This is a genomic window from Nocardia transvalensis NBRC 15921, from assembly GCF_000308875.1.
GTDB lineage: Bacteria > Actinomycetota > Actinomycetes > Mycobacteriales > Mycobacteriaceae > Nocardia > Nocardia transvalensis.
Genome location: NZ_BAGL01000122.1, coordinates 84,822 through 103,308 on the forward strand (window position 1 = coordinate 84,822; position 18,487 = coordinate 103,308).

Sequence of the window (18,487 nt, forward strand, 5' to 3'; positions counted from 1 at the left end):
CGGCGCACGAGTGCAGCTACGGTTTCCCTGGCTACCACTTCGCCTGTGGAAGGGGACCATCCCACGGTCGGTGCGAAACCACGACTGGGCGACCCGCAGATACATGCTCCACTTCGCTGGTTGGGGTCGCGTACACGCCATCGAGATCGGCGAGTGGGAATCTACGGTCGGTAAGGGCATCGGCCTATGGCACAGTGTCGGAGGCTCCGTGCTGTCCCCTGATACAGGAAAGGCACTCCGCGAAGAAGGAGGCAGGCGCGACATCCGCGTGCAAACGCACGGGTGGCGGCTGCGTCTTTGACACCCCACCGAAAGGGCCGCACTCTCCGGCAACGCTGAGTGCGCCGCCCTTCCGGCCGCGCGGTGAGAAGCTAGCGTTTCGGTGCCCAGATCACGCCGCTCACCGTCCTGTCGCGAACGTTGCCTTCGCGGTCTCTGCTCCACACGAACTTCACCGTTCCGACGCGCTTGTCCTTTGTTTGGATGCAGACGGTGGTCCCGGATGGCACCTGGTCCCATGACAGTGATTGGACGGTGTAGCTCGCGACGCGACAGGACGGATAGCCTGGATCGGCAACGACGGCGTAGAGGGCGTTGTTCGCGGTTTCCGCGCCGTCAGCAGTGACGATGATGTCGGCGCCGGGGTAGTCGCCTCGCCAGCTCGGGCTGGTGGTTGCGACGCCGAACCGCCCGGCGGTTTCGAGCCCTTCCGCAAGGACGGAACCGCTACTGTACGGCTCCGGTGCCACCTCGACGGGCGCCGAGGTCACAGGCAGAGCGGTCGCCGGTGAAGTACTCGCTGATGATGTCGGCGAACTCGACCCGCTGCCACCGCTACCTCGCTCACCGTCGCTACCACTGCTGCTCGAGCACTGCGCGATGCCGACGATGATGCTGATGACCGCGAGCGGGAGAGCGACAACTGCGGCGATACCGCCGATCCTCGCCCAGTCTCTGCCTGGTGGGCCCGGGTCTACTGGCATGTGTTGTTCTCCCCCTGCTGCTTTCGTGTTTACCGCGGCGCTCGACCACAGTTGAAAGACAACCTAGTTCAACCGTGATTGTGCTGATGGTATTTGTGCCGACGGGGGAGGAGAATGTCCAGCGCGGGCCCCCGGGAGGGCCTTCAATTCATCGACGTCGCCACCATCGTGGGCGGAGCAACCGAACGGTGAGCGTGCGCGGCCTGCTCACCTTCGAGCATAGCGGCACCGCCTGGTCTTCATCGGACCGGCGCGACCAGGAACTCACCCGGATCGCCGCAGGTCGCAATCGACGGACAAATCACCAGTATGGTCATGGCTACATGGCCGATGGGTACCCCGAACAAACGTCACCAGTACCCAGATCGGCAGCGGCACCACGGCCCAGTTGGTTTGGGCCGGCTGTTCCCAGGTGTGCGCGGTGGTCAGGCAGACGCTGAACAGGTCGCTGACCACCGCTGGCGGCAGCTCGCTGGCGGTTTCGATCATTGCTGTGTTTCGGGTGCTGCCGCCACCACGTCGATGCCGTCGCTGTGGCCCTTTGGCCGCAGACCTGTCAGGCTCGCCGCCCTCGGCCGTGGCGGCGAGTCGGAGATACTGCTCGTCCGTGGCGCAAACTTCTTGGTGGACAAGAGTTTTCACTCTTTGATTCGGTCCGTTAACGCGCGCACGTATCTTGGGCACAAGATTCGGCGCGCATAGTGACGAGTGCTGAGTCGAGGTCGCGGATATGCCTGGGCCTCGTAGGCGGCTCGCAGTCGGCGGCATTCCGCTTGGTGGACATCGCAATCCAGTCTGTTGTGGATGACCGTGAAGACCGCGCTCACCAGAGCCAGGTAACCCGGAAGAGGGCCGGCCAAGTCGGCCAGCACCGCCGCGCCCGCGACGGCGGAGAGTACGGCGGCGCCGACGACGAGGACGATGTTCGCCGGTCGTAGCGCAGACAGCCAGATCGCGTAGGCGCGAGCCTGAACCCGACACTCCCGCTCGCGGACCGCGGCGACAGCGTAGTAATCAGTCACCTTTTCATGGCTCCGCAACGCACGGCCCAGCACGAGTATTTCCACCGAGCTTGCATCAAGACGTGCAGCAGCGTGAGTTGGAACCCATCCGGTTGGGCAGGTCATCATGACTTTCGTTGACCGCAGTGCCGGGACGCGTGTCTGCCTGTGCAAGCCATAACGGCACGTGCATCCCTTCGCCGGTGGTCGTCGGGGTGAAGCGTAGCGACGAGGGCAGCTACCAGGCGGGCCGGACCGTCGCTGCACAGCCACCATATGAGTCCGCCAAGGATGCCTGGGCCAGCAAAGACATCAATCATCGCCGGTACCTAGGTCTGGAGCAAAGGGACTGGCACGGCCTCGCGTAGGGTCGAGCGTCCGCTCCGTCGTCCGACGGATAGCGTCGTCTTGGGCGGAATTGCTTGGCGTGATGGGTTTCGGGACCTGGGATGTAGGTGACCGGTTTCGAGGTGGGTGGCATTCTCGAAGGGTCGATGAGCAGAACAGGTCCGGCAATCGATGTCCGGCGTAATCGGTGTCCGGACAATGGGTCTGCGGTGGCCTGCTTCCCGTGTGTCCGGTGAATTCGTCCGGCCCGGTCGGTGTGTTCGGAGGTGGTGCTGCGCATGTCTCGTTCGGCTGGCGATGCGCGGTCGCGATTTCAGGCGGGGGTTGCGCGTGCTGTCGCGCAACTCGGTGGCGATCGCGCCGCTGAGAAGGCCAGCGGTATCAGCAAGAGCATTTGGTACGACGCGAAGCGGGGCCGATCTATTCCGGATGAGACGACCACGTGGCCGGCCATGCGGGACCTGTTGACGGGGCTGCCCATGGCGGTGACGGGTGTCCGGAATTGGGATGAGTTGTACGCGGCGGTGTTGCATGAGAGCGGTCGATTTCATCAACCGAGAGCGTCTCGGCGCCAACCGATCTCGCGTGAACGGCCGCTTCAGCTTCCCCCCACTGTCGGCGGATTCGTGGCACGAAGCGTGGAATCTGCGGGGCTGGAACGGTTGCTGATCCAGTCATCCCGTCCGACGATACCGATCGTGGTCGTCGTGGGGCAGCCGGGTGTGGGCAAGACGGCGTTGGCTGTGCACTGGGCCAGTCGCGTGTCGGCTCACTTCCCGGATGGGGTGTTGTACACCGACCTGCGTGGCTGGGGGCCGGACCGCCCATTGGCCGCCGAGGAGGTGCTGCCCGGCTGGCTGCGGGCGCTCGGTGTGGGTCAGATGGGAATGGTGGGGCATCTCGATAGTCTTGTCGCAGCCTTGCGTTCCGCATTGAGCGCCAAACAGGTGTTGATCGTCATCGACAACGCATGGACCGAGGAACAGGTCCGGCCGCTGCTTCCCGGCGCGTCGTCGTGCTCGGTTCTGATCACCAGCCGTCAGGCTATGCCGGGCCTGGTGATACAGCATGCGGCGCATGTGATTCGGTTGGAGCCGTTGTCGGAGCAGGACTCGAGGGAGCTGCTACGAGCGATGGTAGGAGATCGGGTCGACACCGAGCCAGAGGCAGTGGCGGCTTTGATCCGCTTGTGCGGACGGCTGCCGTTGGCGCTGCGGGTTGTCGCGGAGACCATCAGAGCACGACCGGGCACGCCGATGGCGCTGTTCGTTGAGGAACTGGCCGACAGCCAGCACCTGCTCACCCGGCTCGGTGGCGCCGACCCCCGATCCGACCCGCGTACCGTAGTCTCGTGGTCCTACCGGCAGCTCCCGGGCGACATCGCAGCCATGTTCCGGCTACTCGGCTTATTCCCCGGCCACGACCTACACCCTTGCGCAGCCGCCGCACTCGTTGGCATGCCACCCTCTGAGACGTCATTTCGGCTACGGACTCTGGTGCGACTTCACCTAGCGCGCGAGACCGGAGAGGGGCGGATCGAGCTGCACGACTTGATTCGGCTCTACGCGGCCGAGGTTGTCGGGCAGACGGATGACCCCGAGAACATCGCGGCTGCACGGCGGCGACTGTTCGACCACTACCTTCAAACCGCGTACCGGGCAGATGAACTGATCGAACCGTTGCGATACCGAATACCCCTGCCTTCCACCGGGCTTGTCCCTACCCCCCTGCCCGATCGTTCGGCGGCGCTCGCGTGGTTCGATGCCGAGCGCGCCAACATCGTGTCCATGTGTGCACAGGATCGTCCCGAACTCGACACAGCGCGCTGGCAGTTGGCGCTTCTGGCGCGTGCGTACTTCTTCCGAGCGAAGTGTGTGCACGAATGGATCCACTGCCACGAGCATGCTCTCGCTGCAGCGGTCCGGTCAGGGGACAGCCACGCAGAGGCTATGGTTCGCAGCAACCTGGGGCTTGCGTTGCATCAGTGGGGAGATGATGAGGCAGCGATGCGCCACTATCGGGTCGCGCAGCGGTTTTTCGAAGAGTTCGGAGACATCTACGGGTTGAGCAACACTCGTGCGCACCAGGCTGCGGTGCTGCGGCGCCAAGGTGACTTTGCGGAATCCCTTCGACTCGATCGCTTAGCTCTCGATGCGTACCGTTGTGCGGACAACCGGCGCAACGTCGCCATCACACTGCGCAGCATCGGTGTTGCCGAGCAGGGGCTGGGACTTCTGGACGATGCCGAACGCCACTTGGCCGAATCGCTGGAGTTATGCAACGGGCTCGGACTGCATATGGACGCCGCCCGCGCAAGCAGCTCGCTGGGCTGGTTGCACCTACACGTCGGCCGAAATGCCGCTGCCGAGCGGTCGTTCCGCGACGCGATCGCGGCTGATCAAGCGTGGGGTGGCAGGTATGAGACCGCGTTGGCCCTGCAAGGGATGGGCGAGATTGCCCTCCGCGCAGGGGATCTCACCGAGGCCGAAGCACACTGGACGGAAGCAGTGCACATCCTGGTGTCGCTCGGCTCACCGAAAGCCGATGAGCTGCGCGCAGCGCTGGCTGTACTACGCCCGGGGGATCGCGGTCAGCCCTCGGCCTGAACAAGGCGGTCCTCGATCCAGCGGAGAATCAACTCGGCTACGCGGACATCGTGCGGTCCAAGGCGGCTCGGGTCGTCGGCGGCTGCGTCGTCGAGTCCTTCGTAGGCATCCCGAGCCAGCACAGCCGCCACTTCGAGCTGGCCGGTGAACTGGTCAGCGAATGCCAATGCATAGGCCACATAACTGGTGGCGACCATGGTGCGCGGGTCGTCAGGGCCGTATTCTTCGACCCGGTTCTGCTGTAGGGCGGTCGCCGTCTGGATCAGGTCGATCTGTTTGTCCACATGGTCACCGTCGAGCCGAATGGTGTTGTCGCTTATCTCGACCGGTGCATCGGTTGGTGCCCCGACAGCACGATCGAGGCCACGGGCGTCGCCGTGGATCAGATTGCGCACGGTGATCATGGTGTTGGGATGGTCGGGACCCTGGCCTTCGAGGCGGCGCAGCAACAGCAGCTCGTACGATTCATCGTTCTCGCTCATCGATCTCCTCTTGCAAAATGAGCTTGTTCTCCAACGTTCCCAACGTGTCTGGGTGGTCGGGCCCGAGCAATGTCTCTCGCCGCGCGTACAGGTCTGTGGTGAGGCGCAGGGCCTCGGCCAGGAAACCGAGCGATCGGTAGCTCAACGCCAGGCCGTTGAGCGCATTGAGCGCGTTCTGGTCGTCCGGCTTCGCGATCCTCCGCCACCGGTCCCATGCCGCAATCGAAATGCGGTGCGCGATACGCCGATTCAAGTCCCGTTCCGCATCGGTTCGACCGAGATGACGGCGGGCAATCGCCAGATTGTTAAGCGCGATGAGTGTGTCACGGTGGGTCGGCCCCAGGTCTCCGTGGTCACGCCGCAGGATGTAGACCATCCGCAATTGTTCGTAAGCCTCTTCGTAATGCTCCATCTCCAGGTGTGTCACTGCGAGGTTGTTCACTGCGGTGAGAGTCTCGGCGGCTGCGGGTCCGCGCTCGGCGGACAGGATCCGGACGGCCTCGAGCTTGAGGCTCAACGCGATGGAGTGGTGGCCTTCGAGTCCATGGGCGACTGCCAATCCGGTCAGCACCACGCAGTACGTATGCGGGTCGACGGTGTTGCGCGTGCACACCTTGCGAAACGCTTCGAAGGTGGCAAGTGCGTCCCTGGTGCTGCCGGCTTCACTTTGCACCCTGCCGGTTTCGTTGAGCAGATATCGCTCGTCCAGACCGATATCCCAGTTGTCACCACCGGGGAGGAGGCCAGCGACCGCACGCACATGAGGGAGGTAATCCAGCACTTCGCGGTGCCGATACTCGTCGCGGGTGCGCTCTACGGCTGCGGTCAGCTCCGCCATTGCTGCGGTTCGGAACAGAATGCGACGCGACGGTGGCCACACCAGAGCACGGACTGCGCGCGCCACCAGGGGGTGCATCGAACACCCGGCAGCGTCGATACTGAGCAGTCCACGTGCGGCCCCCCGCCCGACCCCGTCATCGAACTCATCACCTCCGTTGGCTCTGCCGACGATCCCGAACAGCAGGTTACGAGGGATCCGCGCGGGTGCGAGGACACTCGCCGCACACATCACCTCACGGCCAGCGTCGCCGAGCGAGTTGAATGACCGCAACAGGACACGGCTGAACGAAACAGAGCAACCAGCGGGAAGTTCCGCCTCCAGGTGCGCACCCTCCAGACGGTCCGGCTCCGTAGACGAAAGATCGGTCAACAGACCCTGATAGCCAGCAAAACTCGGCAGCGTTGTCAGGCCAGCCGCAATCGTCAGGCCCAGCGGATGACCGCCGAGCATCTTGACGATGTCTCGCACGGCCTGTCGGTCCGTGGAGGCCGCAGGGCAGTACGCGGTAAGCACCGCTGCCCCGATCACCTTGTCCAGTTCCCTCAGAGTGAATTCGTGGGAACCGAACCGTTCGAATCGACCACGGGTGGTGATCAGGGTCCGTCCGGCGCGAGTAGGTGCGAGCATGCGAAACAACTGCTCGCGGTGAGTGCCGGCCGGTACATCGTCGAGGATCCATAGGTAGGGCGCATCGAGTGCGTCCAACGCAGCCGGAATGCCCGCGGGATCGGGTAGGGACAAACCAGCCGCTATCAGTCTCAGGTGCTCGTTGAAACGTGTCTCAACCGAGAAGTGGCCTGAATCTGACCGGCCGTCGCTGCCGGCGAGGTCGAGAACAAAGACCCAGCTGGGGTGATCACGTGCAAAGAGCCGTGCATACTGCAGGGACAGAGCGGTCTTCCCCTGCCCGCCAAGGCCGCTGACCACCACACAGGGTTTGCCGCGGTCCCGGTTCTTCTCCCGCGCCCGCATCCCGGAATGGATGTCCCACAACTCGTCGAACCGACCACGAAAGTACCGATTACCAGGGAGTTCTTGTGGATACCAATTCCGCACAGTGACCGTAGGTGCGTCACCGATGAAGCCGTCGTGTGCCTGGACGTTCCGCACGATCGTCTCAACCAGCTCAGCGGGAGGTGCACCGCCGTACGGCAATCGATACATCGTCAGCTGGGCAGGGCGCACGTGGTCCGGGGAGATACCCTGGACCACAGCCATCACCCGGGAAGTCTCGCCAGCATCGAGGTAGTAGGCGGCCGACAACGCTACATGCAACTCTTCTCGGCAATGCGGGCTGATGGGAAAATTCTCCGTGATCAACGCAACCAGCGTGCGCGAACGGGCGAGCGCCTGCTCGATCGACCGTGTCAGTGGTGCCCAGATCTCACCTTCGATCTTATCGAGAAAGACCTCCAAACCGCGCGACTTCATGGCCTGATGCAAAGCCAACGCTACCGCCAAGTCTTCAGATTTGTAGCAGAGGAATACATCAAACAACTTCTCTGCGGCGTCTTCACCTTCGATATTGATCATCAGTCCTGTTTCGACGACCGATTTCGTGGCGCAGCACCTTCACATTGAGGACGCTCGGCACCCGAAGGCCGGGCCGAATCTACTCTCATAATGAGTGTCAATCCCTCTTTCGCGGGTAGTCGATGACCTCTTCCCCACCAAATGTGCGACACACTTCGAACAACACGGGCAATTCGTCGACAGCTTTCTTTACCACTTCTTCGTTTGCCAATAGCGCCTTTACATCCGACACTGTCTGACTCGCGCCTTCAATCATACTTCCGATTGTGTCGTCAGGAACCTGGGTTCCCTGGATCGTACGCCAGGTCAGTGTATACGCGTTCAATTTGTAATATCGCACGAGCCCAAACTCCTCATCGGTCAACTCCAACCGATATTTGAGCGTGAACTGCATGCCCTTGTGCCCGCCGAGCACCCCTTTAACGGCCGCTTGGCTCCGATTGATTACCAGACGCACGAGGCGCTCCATTCAGACACTGGTAGAAGAAACTACCTTTGGGGGGCTTTCCATTCGAACTTGCAAATCTGACACACGTACTTCTGCCAGCCTTGTCGATCTTGCGGCCCGACGTCCATTCCGGTCTTCTTGCCACATTGCGGACATACCTCCGCCATACTCTTTTCTCCTTCTCGGGCGAATCGCCCGACCCCGAGGCGAACCGCGCAAGCGCAGCATACAACCCTAGAAAGGGCCCTGGCGAGGTTTTCTGCCCGACCGTACAAGATAAATGGCCGCAAACCGACCACGACGCATTTTGTGAGTCAAAGGAAACAATTATGCTGAAACGGAGGCGCTACAGAGCCGAGGCGTCCTCGCCGCCGAGGGTGTCGGCCTGGCTCTGCTCATCGCCGTGCTGGAGGAGTGGGTTCCCTTCGTGTGAATCAGGCAGCCGTGGAGGATGTCGACGAGGCGGTTGCCGAGTTGTCGTAGTGCGGCGTTGTGTTCGACCTGGCGAGTGCTTAGGTGGTCGTATTAGGCGCGGCGGGCTGGGCTGAGCACGACCGCCGGGCTGGCCCGCAACGGCGCCGGTGACTGAGCGGGCCTCTCATCGGTAGGGCGGGGTTCAGTATTTTCGGTTGGCCAGGACGGGGAGGGTTTTTCGGACTTCGGTGACTCGGCTCGGGTCGATGTCGGTGGTGAGGAGGTCGGGGGTTGTGCCGAGGGTGGCGAGGACCTTGCCGTCGGGGGTGACTGCGAGGCTGTGGCCTACGCCGCGGGGGGCCGCGGAATCGGTTGGGGTGGTGGGGAGGGCTTGGCCGCAGGCGGCGACGAAGGTGGTGGAGTCGAGGGCTCGGGCTCGGGCGAGTAGTTGCCACTGGTCGGCCTTGCCGGGGCCGTCGCCCCAGGACGCGGAGACGACGATCAGGTCGGCGCCTTCGGTGGCGAGGGCTTGGAACAGGCCCGGGAAGCGGATGTCGTAGCAGATCGTGAAACCGACACGGGTGCCGTCGATCTCGAGCAGCAGCGGGCGATCCCCGGGGGCGACGGTATCGGATTCGGCGAATCCGAAGGCGTCGTAGAGATGGATCTTGTCGTAGTGGGCGTCGACCCCGCCCCCGGTCACCAGCAGCGTATTGCGCACCCGGCCGTCGGCGGGGGTGAACATTCCGGCCGCCACCGTCACGCCCGCGCGCTCGGCGATCGACCGGACCGCGTCGGCCCACGGCCCGTCCACCGGCTCCGCGACCTCGGCCAGCGCGCCGCCGCCGAAGCAGCGCATCATCGCCTCGGGAAACACCACCAGCCGGGCGCCGGCGTCGGCCGCGCGCGTCGTGTACTCCTCGACGATCGCGAGATTGTCCTTCGGATCGGGCGTGCTGGTGACCTGAGCGAGACTGATTCTGCTGAGCAAGGATTCGCTCCCTTCTGGTGTATACATTCTGTATGCGGAAAAACGACTCCGTGCCGGTGCTGTCGGGGCGGGAGAAGGCCTACAACTACGTCAAGGATCAGGTCCTGACGTCGCTTCCCGCCACCGGCACCTTCCTCAACGAGCAGGAACTGGCGACCAGCATCGGGGTGTCGCGGACCCCGGTGCGCGAGGCGCTGCTCATGCTGCAGGCAGAGGGCCTGGTGGAGATGGTGCCCAAGCGCGGCGCGCACGTCCCGGCGATGTCGGGCCGCCAGATCGCCGAGCTGATGGATCTGCGCGGCGTGCTGGAGCGGCACGCGGCGGGCCGCTCGATCGCCGACGGCAGCGCACCGGTCGCCGCCATGCGGGCCGCGCTCGCCGAGCAGGAGACCCTCGCCGACCTCGACGACGAGGAGTCGGCGCGCGAATTCATCTCCTGGGACAGCCGATTCCACCAGATCCTGGTCGACTCGGCGGGCAGCGAGCTGCTGTCGACCACCTACGCCGGCCTGCGGGCCCGGCAACTGCGGGTCGGCCTCGCGGCGCTGTTCGCCACCGCGAACCGGCAGCACCGGGTGTGCGTCGAGCACGAGGCGATCGTCGCGGCGCTCGCCGCCGGCGACGAACGCCTCGCCCACGCGAAGATCGACGAACATCTCGAGATCACCCTGCAGATTCTGTTGCGCGCGTGAGGTTCTGCGACAGTTCGGCGTAGTGCTCGTCCTCGGCGTTGTCCGGATCGGCGCCCAGCGTCAGCCCGCCGAGGGTGAGGGCGGTGACCACGAACAGGTAGGCGGTCAGCGGCACCCAGCTGTCGAATGTGCTGAGCAGCGTGGTGAAGATCAGTGGCGCCAGCGCACCGCCGAACACCCCGCCGATGGTGTACGCGAGCGAACATCCGGTGGAGCGCAACCGGACCGGGAACTGTTCGGTGATGAACGCCGCCTGCGGCCCGTACATGAACGAGTGGAACGTCAGGCCCACGGTGATGCCGAGGATGAGCAGCACGTGCGAGCTGCCGCCGATCATCGGGAAGAACAGCACCGTCCACACCAGCGCCCCGGCCGCCGCGCAGGCGTAGACCAGACGCCGATTGATCCGGTCGGACACCGCGCCCGCGAGCGGGATCGTGACCAGCTGGAACGCCGAGGCGATCAGGACGGCGATCAGCACATCGCTGCGCTCGAAGTCGAGGTGTTTGGTGCCGTAGGTGATGGTGAAGACCGTGAACAGCGCGTACATGACATCGGGCGCCAGCCGGGCGAGCACTGCCGCCACGAGTCGCCGCCGATGCGTGCGCAGCACCTCGCCGATCGGCGCTTCCGGCCGATCGCCGGATTCCTGGAGCGCCCGGAAGATCGGGGTGTCCTCGAGCCGCAGCCGGATCCACAGGCCGAATGCCACCAGGACCGCGGACGCCAGGAATGCCACGCGCCAGCCCCAGGTCTCGAACGCGGATTCGCTCATCGACACGGTCAGCACCGCGAGCGCGCCGTTGGCCAGCAGATTTCCGGCCGGCGGGCCGATCTGCGCGGCGGACGCCCAGAATCCGCGGCGGCGCGGGTCGCCGTATTCGCTGGACAGCAGCACGGCCCCGCCCCATTCGCCGCCGACCGCGACGCCCTGCGCGAATCGCAGCGTCACGAGGACGATCGGCGCCGCGATGCCGATCGTCGCGTGGCTGGGGATCAGGCCGATCCCGAATGTCGTCGCGCCGATCAGCAGCAGCGTCATGATCAGCAGCTGTTTGCGGCCGAGGATGTCGCCGAGCCGGCCGAAGACGAAGCCGCCCACCGGACGCGAGACGTATCCGACGGCGTAGGTGGAGAACGCCAGGATGGTTCCGGTCAGCGGATCCTCGCCGGGGAAGAAGACCTGCGGGAAGACCAGCGCCGCGGCGGTCGAGTAGACGGCGAAGTCGTACCACTCCAGCGCGGTGCCGGTGAGACTCGCTGAGAAGGCCCTGAACAGCGCTTTTCGGTGTCCGGGCGAGGCGTTCGGCGCGGTGATCACCGAAGTATGAACCGTCATGGCTCTCCTTGCGAAATCGAGCAGTGCCGGCGCGGCGGGTGGGTGTGCCCTCGGTCACGCCGACCGTTGTACGCAACATATACTTGCTGTATACAAGACGCATGCGCAAGCCCCCGGCTGTAAACAGTCGATAACGCGAGAGGACATCGCATGACCCAGCTCAGCTTCGCCCTGCCGGACGGCAGCACCGAGACGGTGGCCGTCACGACCCTGCTCAACGCCGGATACGCGGGTCGCAATCAGCGGGAGGTCGCCGCGCACATCGCGGAACTGGCGGAGCTGGGCGTGCCCGCGCCGGCGACCACTCCGGCCCTCTATCCCATCGCGCCCTACCTGGCGCAGCAGACCGGTGAGGTGTTCGTCCAGCACGGGCGGACCTCGGGCGAGGCGGAGTGGGCCCTGATCATCACCGCGCACGACGTGCTGCTCACCGTGGCGTGCGATCACACCGACCGCGCGCTGGAGGTGCACGGCGTGGCCTGGAGCAAGAACGCCGGACCCGATGTCCTCGGCGCGCGGGCCTGGCGGCTGTCGGAGATCGCCGACCGCCTCGACGACATCACTCTGCGGGCGTGGGTAGGCCACGGCGATGCGGAGCGGCTCATCCAGGAGGGCACCCTCGGCGACCTGCTGACCCCGGCCTACTGGCTCGACGTCCTGGCCCGGCGCGGCGAGGACAAGCCGGGCACCGTCCTGATCTCGGGCACGATCTCGATGCTGCCCGGGGTGGACCAGTTCGGCGACTCCTGGCGGGTGGAGATGGCCGACCCGGCCACCGGGGAAACCCTCGAGTGCTCGTACCACCTGGTGCCCATGCCGGAGCCCATCGGCTGATCCCGCCCTGTTGTCCCGTTCGAACGCATACGCTGACCCCGTGGATGTGCTGGTTGGTATCGATCTCGGGACGGGGAGTAGCAAGGGGGTTCTCGTCCGGCCGGACGGGGTGGTGGTCGCCGAACATCAGGTGTCGCACGAGATATCGCTGCCGCGGCCCGGGTGGGCCGAGGTGGACGCGGTCGGGATGTGGTGGGCCGAGGTGTGCGCGATCAGCCGCGCGCTGGTCGCCGCGGCGCCTGCGGGAGCGCGAATCGCGGGGATGTGCGTCAGCGGCGTGGGGCCGTGCCTGGTGCTGTGCGACGAGAACATCGACCCCGTGCGCCCGGCCATTCTCTACGGGATCGATTCCCGGGCCACGGCCGAAATCGTCTCGCTGACAGAGCTGTTCGGCGCCGACGAGATCCTGCGGCGGGCGGGTAAATCGCTGTCCAGCCAGGCGGTCGGGCCCAAGATCGAATGGGTGCGCGCCAACGAGCCCGAGGTCTTCGCCCGCGCCCGGCGCTGGTACGGCTCGAACTCGTTCGTGGTCGCCAAGCTGACCGGCGAGTACATCCAGGACCACCACACCGCCAGCCAGAGCGATCCGCTGTACTCGATCCGCGACTTCGACTGGAACGCCGACTGGTCCGGGCGCATTCTCGGCTCACTGCCGCTGCCCCGGCTGGTGTGGCCGTCGGAGGTGGTCGGCACGGTGACCGCCGAGGCCGCCGCGCAGACCGGGATCCCGGCCGGGACGCCGGTCGCCGCGGGCACCGTCGACGCCTATGCCGAGGCGTTCAGCGTGGGCGTGCGCGATCCCGGCGACCTCATGCTGATGTACGGCTCGACGATGTTCCTGGTGCAGGTGCTCGAGAAGTTCCACACCAATCCCGCGCTGTGGACCACGACCGGCGTCGAACAGGGCACCTTCGCGCTCGCGGCGGGCACCTCGACCGCGGGCAGCCTGACCCAGTGGCTCCAGAAGGTCACCGGCGGAGCGCCTTTCGAGGAGCTGATGGCCGAGGCGTCGGCCGTGCCGCCGGGTTCCGAGGGCCTGATGGTGCTGCCCTACCTGGCCGGCGAACGCACTCCGGTCTTCGATCCCGACGCGCGCGGCGTCGTCGCGGGCCTCACCCTGCGGCACGGGCGCGGGCACCTGTTCCGGGCGTCCTACGAAGGCATCTCGTTCGGTATCCGCCAGATCCTGGAGATGTTCGACGACGCGAATTCCCCGGTCACCCGCGCGGTCGGCGTCGGCGGCGGCCTGCGCAGCCCCGTGTGGACCCAGGCGCTCAGCGATATCACCGGCCTCACCCAGCTCATCCCCGAGCAGGCCATCGGCGCCAGCTACGGCGACGCCCTCCTGGCGGCCATCGGCGTGGGCCTGGTCGCGCCCGAGACCGATTGGGCCCGCATCGCCCGCGAGGTGCCCCCGGACCCGGCCAACCAGGAGCTGTACGACGACCTCTACAAGACGTGGTTGGAGTTGTACCCGGCGACACGCGACCAGGTCCACCGGTTGGCGGCCTTCGGCTGAATCGTGGGTCGGCTCAGCTGACTCCGTAGCCGCCGTCGATCGGGATCTCGGTGCCGTTGATCATCGAGGAGAGGTCGGAGGCGAGGAACAGGGCCGTGGCGGAGACCTCGGCGGGGACGGCGAAGCGGCCCAAGGGGATTCGGGCGAGCATGGGCGCGGACTTGGCCTCCTCGCCCCAGACCTTGCGGCCCATATCGGTGAGGACCACGGTGGGGCAGAGGGAGTTGGCGCGGACGCCTCGCGGGCCCAGTTCCAGGGCAAGGACTCTCGTGGCCATGACGATCCCGGCCTTCGAGGTGCTGTAGGCGTAGTGCTCGGTCAGCGGGTGCAGGGCGGCGGCGGAGGCGATGGTGACGAGGGAGCCGCCGCCGGATTCGGCCATGGCTGAGCCGATTTCGGCGGCCAGCAGCGCGGGCGCGCGCAGGTTCACGGTGAGCACCTCGTCGAATGCCTCCGCCGTCAGTGCGGTGACCGGCTCCGGATGTGAGATCCCGGCATTGTTGATCAGCACGTCGAGCCCGCCGAATACCGCGGCGGCAGCAGCGGCCAGGCGGCGGGGAGCCTCGGGCTCGGAGAGGTCCGCCGCCACCGCCTCGGCGCGAATCCCGAACCGCTCCCGCAGTTTCCGCGCTTGCACATCGAGCGCTTCGGCGTCACGCCCGGACAGCACCAGCGTCGCCCCCGCTTCGGCGAAGGATTCGGCGAGGTCCGCGCCGATGCCCCGGGACGCCCCGGTGATCAGCACCCGTTTCCCGTCGAGCCGGATCGAAGTCACTTGCCCTCCAGCAGTTGTCGCGCGGTCGCCGGATCGGTGACGAGCCGGTTGAAGTATCCGGCGCGCGCCCCGGCGACGATCGGCGCGACCTTCTCGTGCCCGACGGCCACCGCGATACCCACCGGAATATCCCGCAGCACAGGCAGTTTCACCGCGATCAGGCGTTCGCCGCCGGGAAAGTCGACCGGTTCGCCGTCGCGGTCGTAGAAGCGGGAGCAGACGTCGCCCACCGCCTCCCGCAGTGACACCGACGTGGTGGGCACGAACTGCGGGATGTCGTCGCGCAGCAACGGGGGAGCGCCGACGCCCATCAGCGCGCACCGCGCCTTCGGCCACAGATCGAGCACGCGCTGGATCGACGGATCGGCGTGCAGCGTGTCGTAGAGGTCGGGGCCCGGAAGCGCCGGGGCGAACAGGTAATTCGGCCGCCCGCCGAGCTGCGTGGAGATCAGCCGGGTGATCTCGTTGGTCTGGTACCAGCCCTCCGGCTGATCGTTGCCGCCGACCGTGGGCACGACCAGGACGCCCGGAATGCGCTCCAGATCGAACTGCGCCACCTCGTACACCGTGCGCCCCGACGACACCAGCAGCACGTCGCCCGGAACCAGCCCGACCTCGGCCAGCGCCCGCGATACCGCCGGCGCCAGATAGCTGCCCATCACCTCGACGGTCGGCTTGGCCGGGGTCGGCGGGGGCAGCGGCGCGGACAGGTAGACCCGGTGCAGCCCAAGGGCTTCGGCGAGGGTGTCCGCGAGATTCGCGTCGTCGGCCTCGTGCGGGGCCCGCACCTCGATGCGCACGATGCCCTGGCGGCGCGCCTGCGACAGCAGCCGGCTCACCGTCGCCCGGCTGACCCGTAACTTCTCCGCGATCTGCGCCTGGGTGGCGTCCTCCTCGTAGTACATCTTCGCGGCCGCGTAGAGCACCGAGGGGGCGAAAGTGCCGGTGTCCGAGGGCGTCTGCGTCGGCGGGCCGGGGCTGTGGGACATGCCTTGCAGTATTCCACTGCACATATGTTCACGCCATAGGTGCTGTGAACATTCGTTCTGGACAAATGTAAACAGACCGGGTTATTGTGATCGCGAACACAGATGAAGGGCAGTGCGATGACGGACAAGATGCAGGCGGTGATCTGCCACGGACCAGGCGACTACCGGTTGGAGGAGGTTCCGGTGCCGGTCCCCGGCCCGGGCGAGGCGCTGGTACGGGTCGAGGCGGTCGGCATCTGCGCGAGCGATCTGAAGTGCTACCACGGCGCGGCGAAGTTCTGGGGCGACGAGAACCGCCCGGCCTGGGCCGAGACCGAGGTGATCCCGGGCCACGAATTCGTCGGGGAGATCGTGGAAATCGACGCCGAGGGCGCCGCGCGCTGGGGCGTCGAGGCCGGCGACCGGGTCGTCTCCGAACAGATCGTGCCCTGCTGGAAGTGCCGCTACTGCCTGCGCGGCCAGTACCACATGTGCCGCCCGCACGACCTCTACGGCTTCAAGCGCCGCACGCCCGGCGCGATGGCGAAGTACATGGTGTATCCCGTGGAAGCCCTGGTGCACAAGGTGTCCAAGGAGCTGCCGCCCGCGCACGCCGCGTTCACCGAACCGCTGTCGTGCTCGCTGCACGCGGTGGAGCGCGCCGGGATCACCTTCGACGACGTGGTCGTGGTGGCCGGGTGCGGGCCGATCGGGCTCGGCATGGTCGCCGGGGCGCGGGCGAAGAGTCCCGCGCACGTGATCGCGCTGGACATGGCCCCGGAGAAGCTGGCACTCGCCGAGCGGTGCGGTGCGGACATCGCGATCGATATCCGCTCCCAGGACGCCCGGGCGATCGTCATGGACCTCACCGACGGGTACGGCGCCGACGTCTACCTGGAGGGCACCGGTCACCCCTCGGCGGTGCCGCAGGGCCTGAACCTGTTGCGCAAGCTGGGAACCTACGTCGAGTACGGGGTCTTCGGCAGCGACGTGACCGTCGACTGGAGCATCATCAGCGACGACAAGGAACTCGACGTCCGCGGCGCGCACCTCGGTCCGCACTGCTGGCCCGCGGCGATCCGCATGCTGGAGTCCGGGATTCTGCCGATGGACGAGATCTGCACCCACCAGCTGCCGCTCCGCGACTTCCAGAAGGGCCTGGACCTGGTGGCGAGCGGTACGGAGTCGGTGAAGGTGTCACTGATTCCGGAATAGGTGGCGGCAGGCGGCCGGCAGATGAGGGGTCGGCCGCCGAATTGACCCGAGGAAGTTCGATGAGGAACAGACAGTACTGCGGCCCGCAATTGTCGCGCCGGAACATGTTGCGCGCCATGGGTATCGCGGGTGCGGCCGCGGCGGCGCTCCCCGCGTTGTCGGCGTGCGGCGTGGGCGGCGGCGTGAACGCGACCAACGGCGCGGCGGAGGTCACCGGCCCGTTCGACTGGCGCGCCGCGCAGGGCACCACGCTCAACCTGCTACAGACCCCGCACCCCTACCAGCAGTCGCTGCAACCGCTCCTGGCGGAATTCACCCAGCTGACCGGCATCACGGTGAACACCGATCTGGTGCCGGAGGCCGACTATTTCACCAAACTGAATACCGAATTGGCCGGTGGCACCGGGAAACACGACGTGTTCATGCTGGGCGCCTACTTCATCTGGCAGTACGGGCCGCCGGGCTGGGTGGAGGATCTGGCGCCCTGGCTGGCGAATTCGTCGGCGACCAATGCCGAATACGATTTCGAGGACATCTACGAGGGCCTGCGCACCTCCACGCGGTGGGACTTCACCCTCGGCTCCCCGCTGGGCACCGGCGGGCAGTGGGCGATCCCGTGGGGTTTCGAGAACAATGTCGTCGCCTACAACAAGGCGTACTTCGACCAGCGGAAGATCCGGCTGCCGGACACCTTCGACAATTTCATCCAGCTCGCGGTCGATCTCACCGACCGCTCCCAGAACCGGTACGGCATCGCCACCCGCGGATCCAAATCGTGGGCGACCATCCACCCGGGCTTCATGACGCAGTTCTCCCGCGAGGGCGCCCGCGACTACGAATTCACCAGCGGCGAATTGCGGGCCGCGATGGATTCCGATTCCGCGGTCGCCTTCACCGAGAAGTGGATCCAGATGCAGCGGCTCGCCGGGCCGACGTCGTGGACCACCTACGACTACCCGAACGCCACCGGCGATCTCGGGGACGGCAAGGCGATGATGGTCTACGACGCCGACAGCGCGACCTACCCCAAGAACAAGCGCGGCGCGAGCGCGCAGGCGGGAAATATCGGCTGGTATCCGGGCCCGGCCGGGCCGGGCGGCAACTACAACACGAATCTGTGGACCTGGTCGCTGGCGATGAGTTCGATGTCGAAGAACAAGCTGGCGGCATGGCTGTTCATCCAATGGGTGACCGGTAAGGAGGCGCTGTCGAAGGCGGTGCAGGGCGGCATCTTCGCCGATCCGGTGCGCAAATCCGTCTTCGACGGGGTGTTCAAACAGCAACTCGGCGCGATGCCCGGATATCTGGAGACCTTCGAGACGGTGATCGGCAGCTCGAAGATCCAGTTCACCCCGCAGAAGAAGTTCTTCGACACCACCGAGAACTGGGCCGTGGCGCTGCAGGACATCTACGGCGGCGCGAACGCGCGATCGCGGCTGGCGAGCCTGGCCAAGACCTGTTCGTCGAAGGTCAATCTCTGACCCGCCGCGGGTCGAAG

Annotated in this window: 16 protein-coding genes; 6 read left to right on the plus strand and 10 right to left on the minus strand. The window is 66.0% G+C overall.

The features are described 5' to 3' along the window. Positions 1–371 precede the first annotated feature (371 nt). The 3 genes from ON41_RS32695 to ON41_RS41985 all read right to left on the minus strand — a co-directional run bounded on the left by ON41_RS32695 (position 372) and on the right by ON41_RS41985 (position 2,005). Entirely contained in the window at positions 372–770 is a 399-nt protein-coding gene (locus ON41_RS32695; RefSeq protein WP_040752089.1) for a hypothetical protein, read from the minus strand. A gap of 477 nt (positions 771–1,247) precedes the next feature. Beyond that, positions 1,248–1,472 (minus strand): hypothetical protein, encoded by a 225-nt coding sequence (locus tag ON41_RS32700; RefSeq protein ID WP_040752091.1) that lies wholly within the window; start codon positions 1,470–1,472, stop codon positions 1,248–1,250. Between the two features lie 149 nt (positions 1,473–1,621). Further along, a complete protein-coding gene (locus ON41_RS41985) occupies positions 1,622–2,005 on the minus strand; it encodes a hypothetical protein (protein ID WP_157185712.1) in 384 nt (127 codons plus the stop codon). A gap of 605 nt (positions 2,006–2,610) precedes the next feature. Here ON41_RS41985 and ON41_RS32710 point away from each other — a divergent pair. After that, positions 2,611–4,938, plus strand: a complete 2,328-nt coding sequence (locus tag ON41_RS32710; protein ID WP_169336531.1) for a tetratricopeptide repeat protein — start codon at positions 2,611–2,613, stop codon at positions 4,936–4,938. Here the strand turns inward: ON41_RS32710 and ON41_RS32715 are convergent. The 4 genes from ON41_RS32715 to ON41_RS32730 all read right to left on the minus strand — a co-directional run bounded on the left by ON41_RS32715 (position 4,923) and on the right by ON41_RS32730 (position 9,647). Further along, entirely contained in the window at positions 4,923–5,420 is a 498-nt protein-coding gene (locus ON41_RS32715) for a hypothetical protein (protein ID WP_040752094.1), read from the minus strand. The two genes, ON41_RS32710 and ON41_RS32715, sit on opposite strands and share 16 nt — an antisense overlap. Further along, positions 5,404–7,794 carry a tetratricopeptide repeat protein gene (locus tag ON41_RS32720; RefSeq protein WP_040752097.1) on the minus strand — a complete coding sequence of 797 codons (2,391 nt, stop codon included), beginning with the start codon at positions 7,792–7,794 and terminating at the stop codon, positions 5,404–5,406. Before ON41_RS32720 ends, ON41_RS32715 begins: the two co-directional genes overlap by 17 nt. Before the next feature lie 97 nt (positions 7,795–7,891). Further along, positions 7,892–8,251 carry a hypothetical protein gene (locus ON41_RS32725; protein WP_157185713.1) on the minus strand — a complete coding sequence of 120 codons (360 nt, stop codon included), beginning with the start codon at positions 8,249–8,251 and terminating at the stop codon, positions 7,892–7,894. A gap of 607 nt (positions 8,252–8,858) precedes the next feature. After that, positions 8,859–9,647, minus strand: coding sequence for a carbon-nitrogen hydrolase family protein (locus tag ON41_RS32730; RefSeq protein ID WP_246461680.1), 789 nt, complete (start codon positions 9,645–9,647; stop codon positions 8,859–8,861). 32 nt (positions 9,648–9,679) lie between these two features. Here ON41_RS32730 and ON41_RS32735 point away from each other — a divergent pair, with 32 nt between their 5' ends. Continuing rightward, positions 9,680–10,339 (plus strand): GntR family transcriptional regulator, encoded by a 660-nt coding sequence (locus tag ON41_RS32735; RefSeq protein ID WP_040752105.1) that lies wholly within the window; start codon positions 9,680–9,682, stop codon positions 10,337–10,339. On the opposite strand, the gene ON41_RS32740 is transcribed toward ON41_RS32735, so the two are convergent. Further along, positions 10,311–11,678 carry an MFS transporter gene (locus tag ON41_RS32740; RefSeq protein ID WP_051163020.1) on the minus strand — a complete coding sequence of 456 codons (1,368 nt, stop codon included), beginning with the start codon at positions 11,676–11,678 and terminating at the stop codon, positions 10,311–10,313. The two genes, ON41_RS32735 and ON41_RS32740, sit on opposite strands and share 29 nt — an antisense overlap. A 150-nt stretch (positions 11,679–11,828) precedes the next feature. On the opposite strand from ON41_RS32740, the gene ON41_RS32745 reads away from it, so the two are divergent. Further along, positions 11,829–12,512, plus strand: coding sequence for a DUF2848 domain-containing protein (locus tag ON41_RS32745; RefSeq protein WP_040752107.1), 684 nt, complete (start codon positions 11,829–11,831; stop codon positions 12,510–12,512). Positions 12,513–12,552: 40 nt separating this feature from the next. After that, a complete protein-coding gene (locus ON41_RS32750; protein ID WP_040752109.1) occupies positions 12,553–14,031 on the plus strand; it encodes an FGGY-family carbohydrate kinase in 1,479 nt (492 codons plus the stop codon). A gap of 13 nt (positions 14,032–14,044) precedes the next feature. Here ON41_RS32750 and ON41_RS32755 read toward each other — a convergent pair whose 3' ends face one another. Further along, positions 14,045–14,806, minus strand: a complete 762-nt coding sequence (locus tag ON41_RS32755; protein WP_040752111.1) for an SDR family NAD(P)-dependent oxidoreductase — start codon at positions 14,804–14,806, stop codon at positions 14,045–14,047. Then, positions 14,803–15,795 carry a sugar-binding transcriptional regulator gene (locus tag ON41_RS32760; protein ID WP_040752160.1) on the minus strand — a complete coding sequence of 331 codons (993 nt, stop codon included), beginning with the start codon at positions 15,793–15,795 and terminating at the stop codon, positions 14,803–14,805. Before ON41_RS32760 ends, ON41_RS32755 begins: the two co-directional genes overlap by 4 nt. A 117-nt stretch (positions 15,796–15,912) precedes the next feature. On the opposite strand from ON41_RS32760, the gene eltD reads away from it, so the two are divergent. Together eltD and ON41_RS32770 are read left to right on the plus strand one after the other, a co-directional pair. Continuing rightward, the gene (gene eltD / locus ON41_RS32765; RefSeq protein WP_085995883.1) at positions 15,913–16,989 is read left to right on the plus strand and encodes an erythritol/L-threitol dehyrogenase; all 1,077 of its coding nucleotides are present in this window, start codon (positions 15,913–15,915) and stop codon (positions 16,987–16,989) included. A 59-nt stretch (positions 16,990–17,048) separates the two neighbouring features. Then, positions 17,049–18,470: an ABC transporter substrate-binding protein gene (locus tag ON41_RS32770; protein ID WP_246461679.1), complete on the plus strand. Its 1,422-nt coding sequence runs from the start codon at positions 17,049–17,051 to the stop codon at positions 18,468–18,470. The last annotated feature ends 17 nt before the right edge of the window (positions 18,471–18,487 follow it).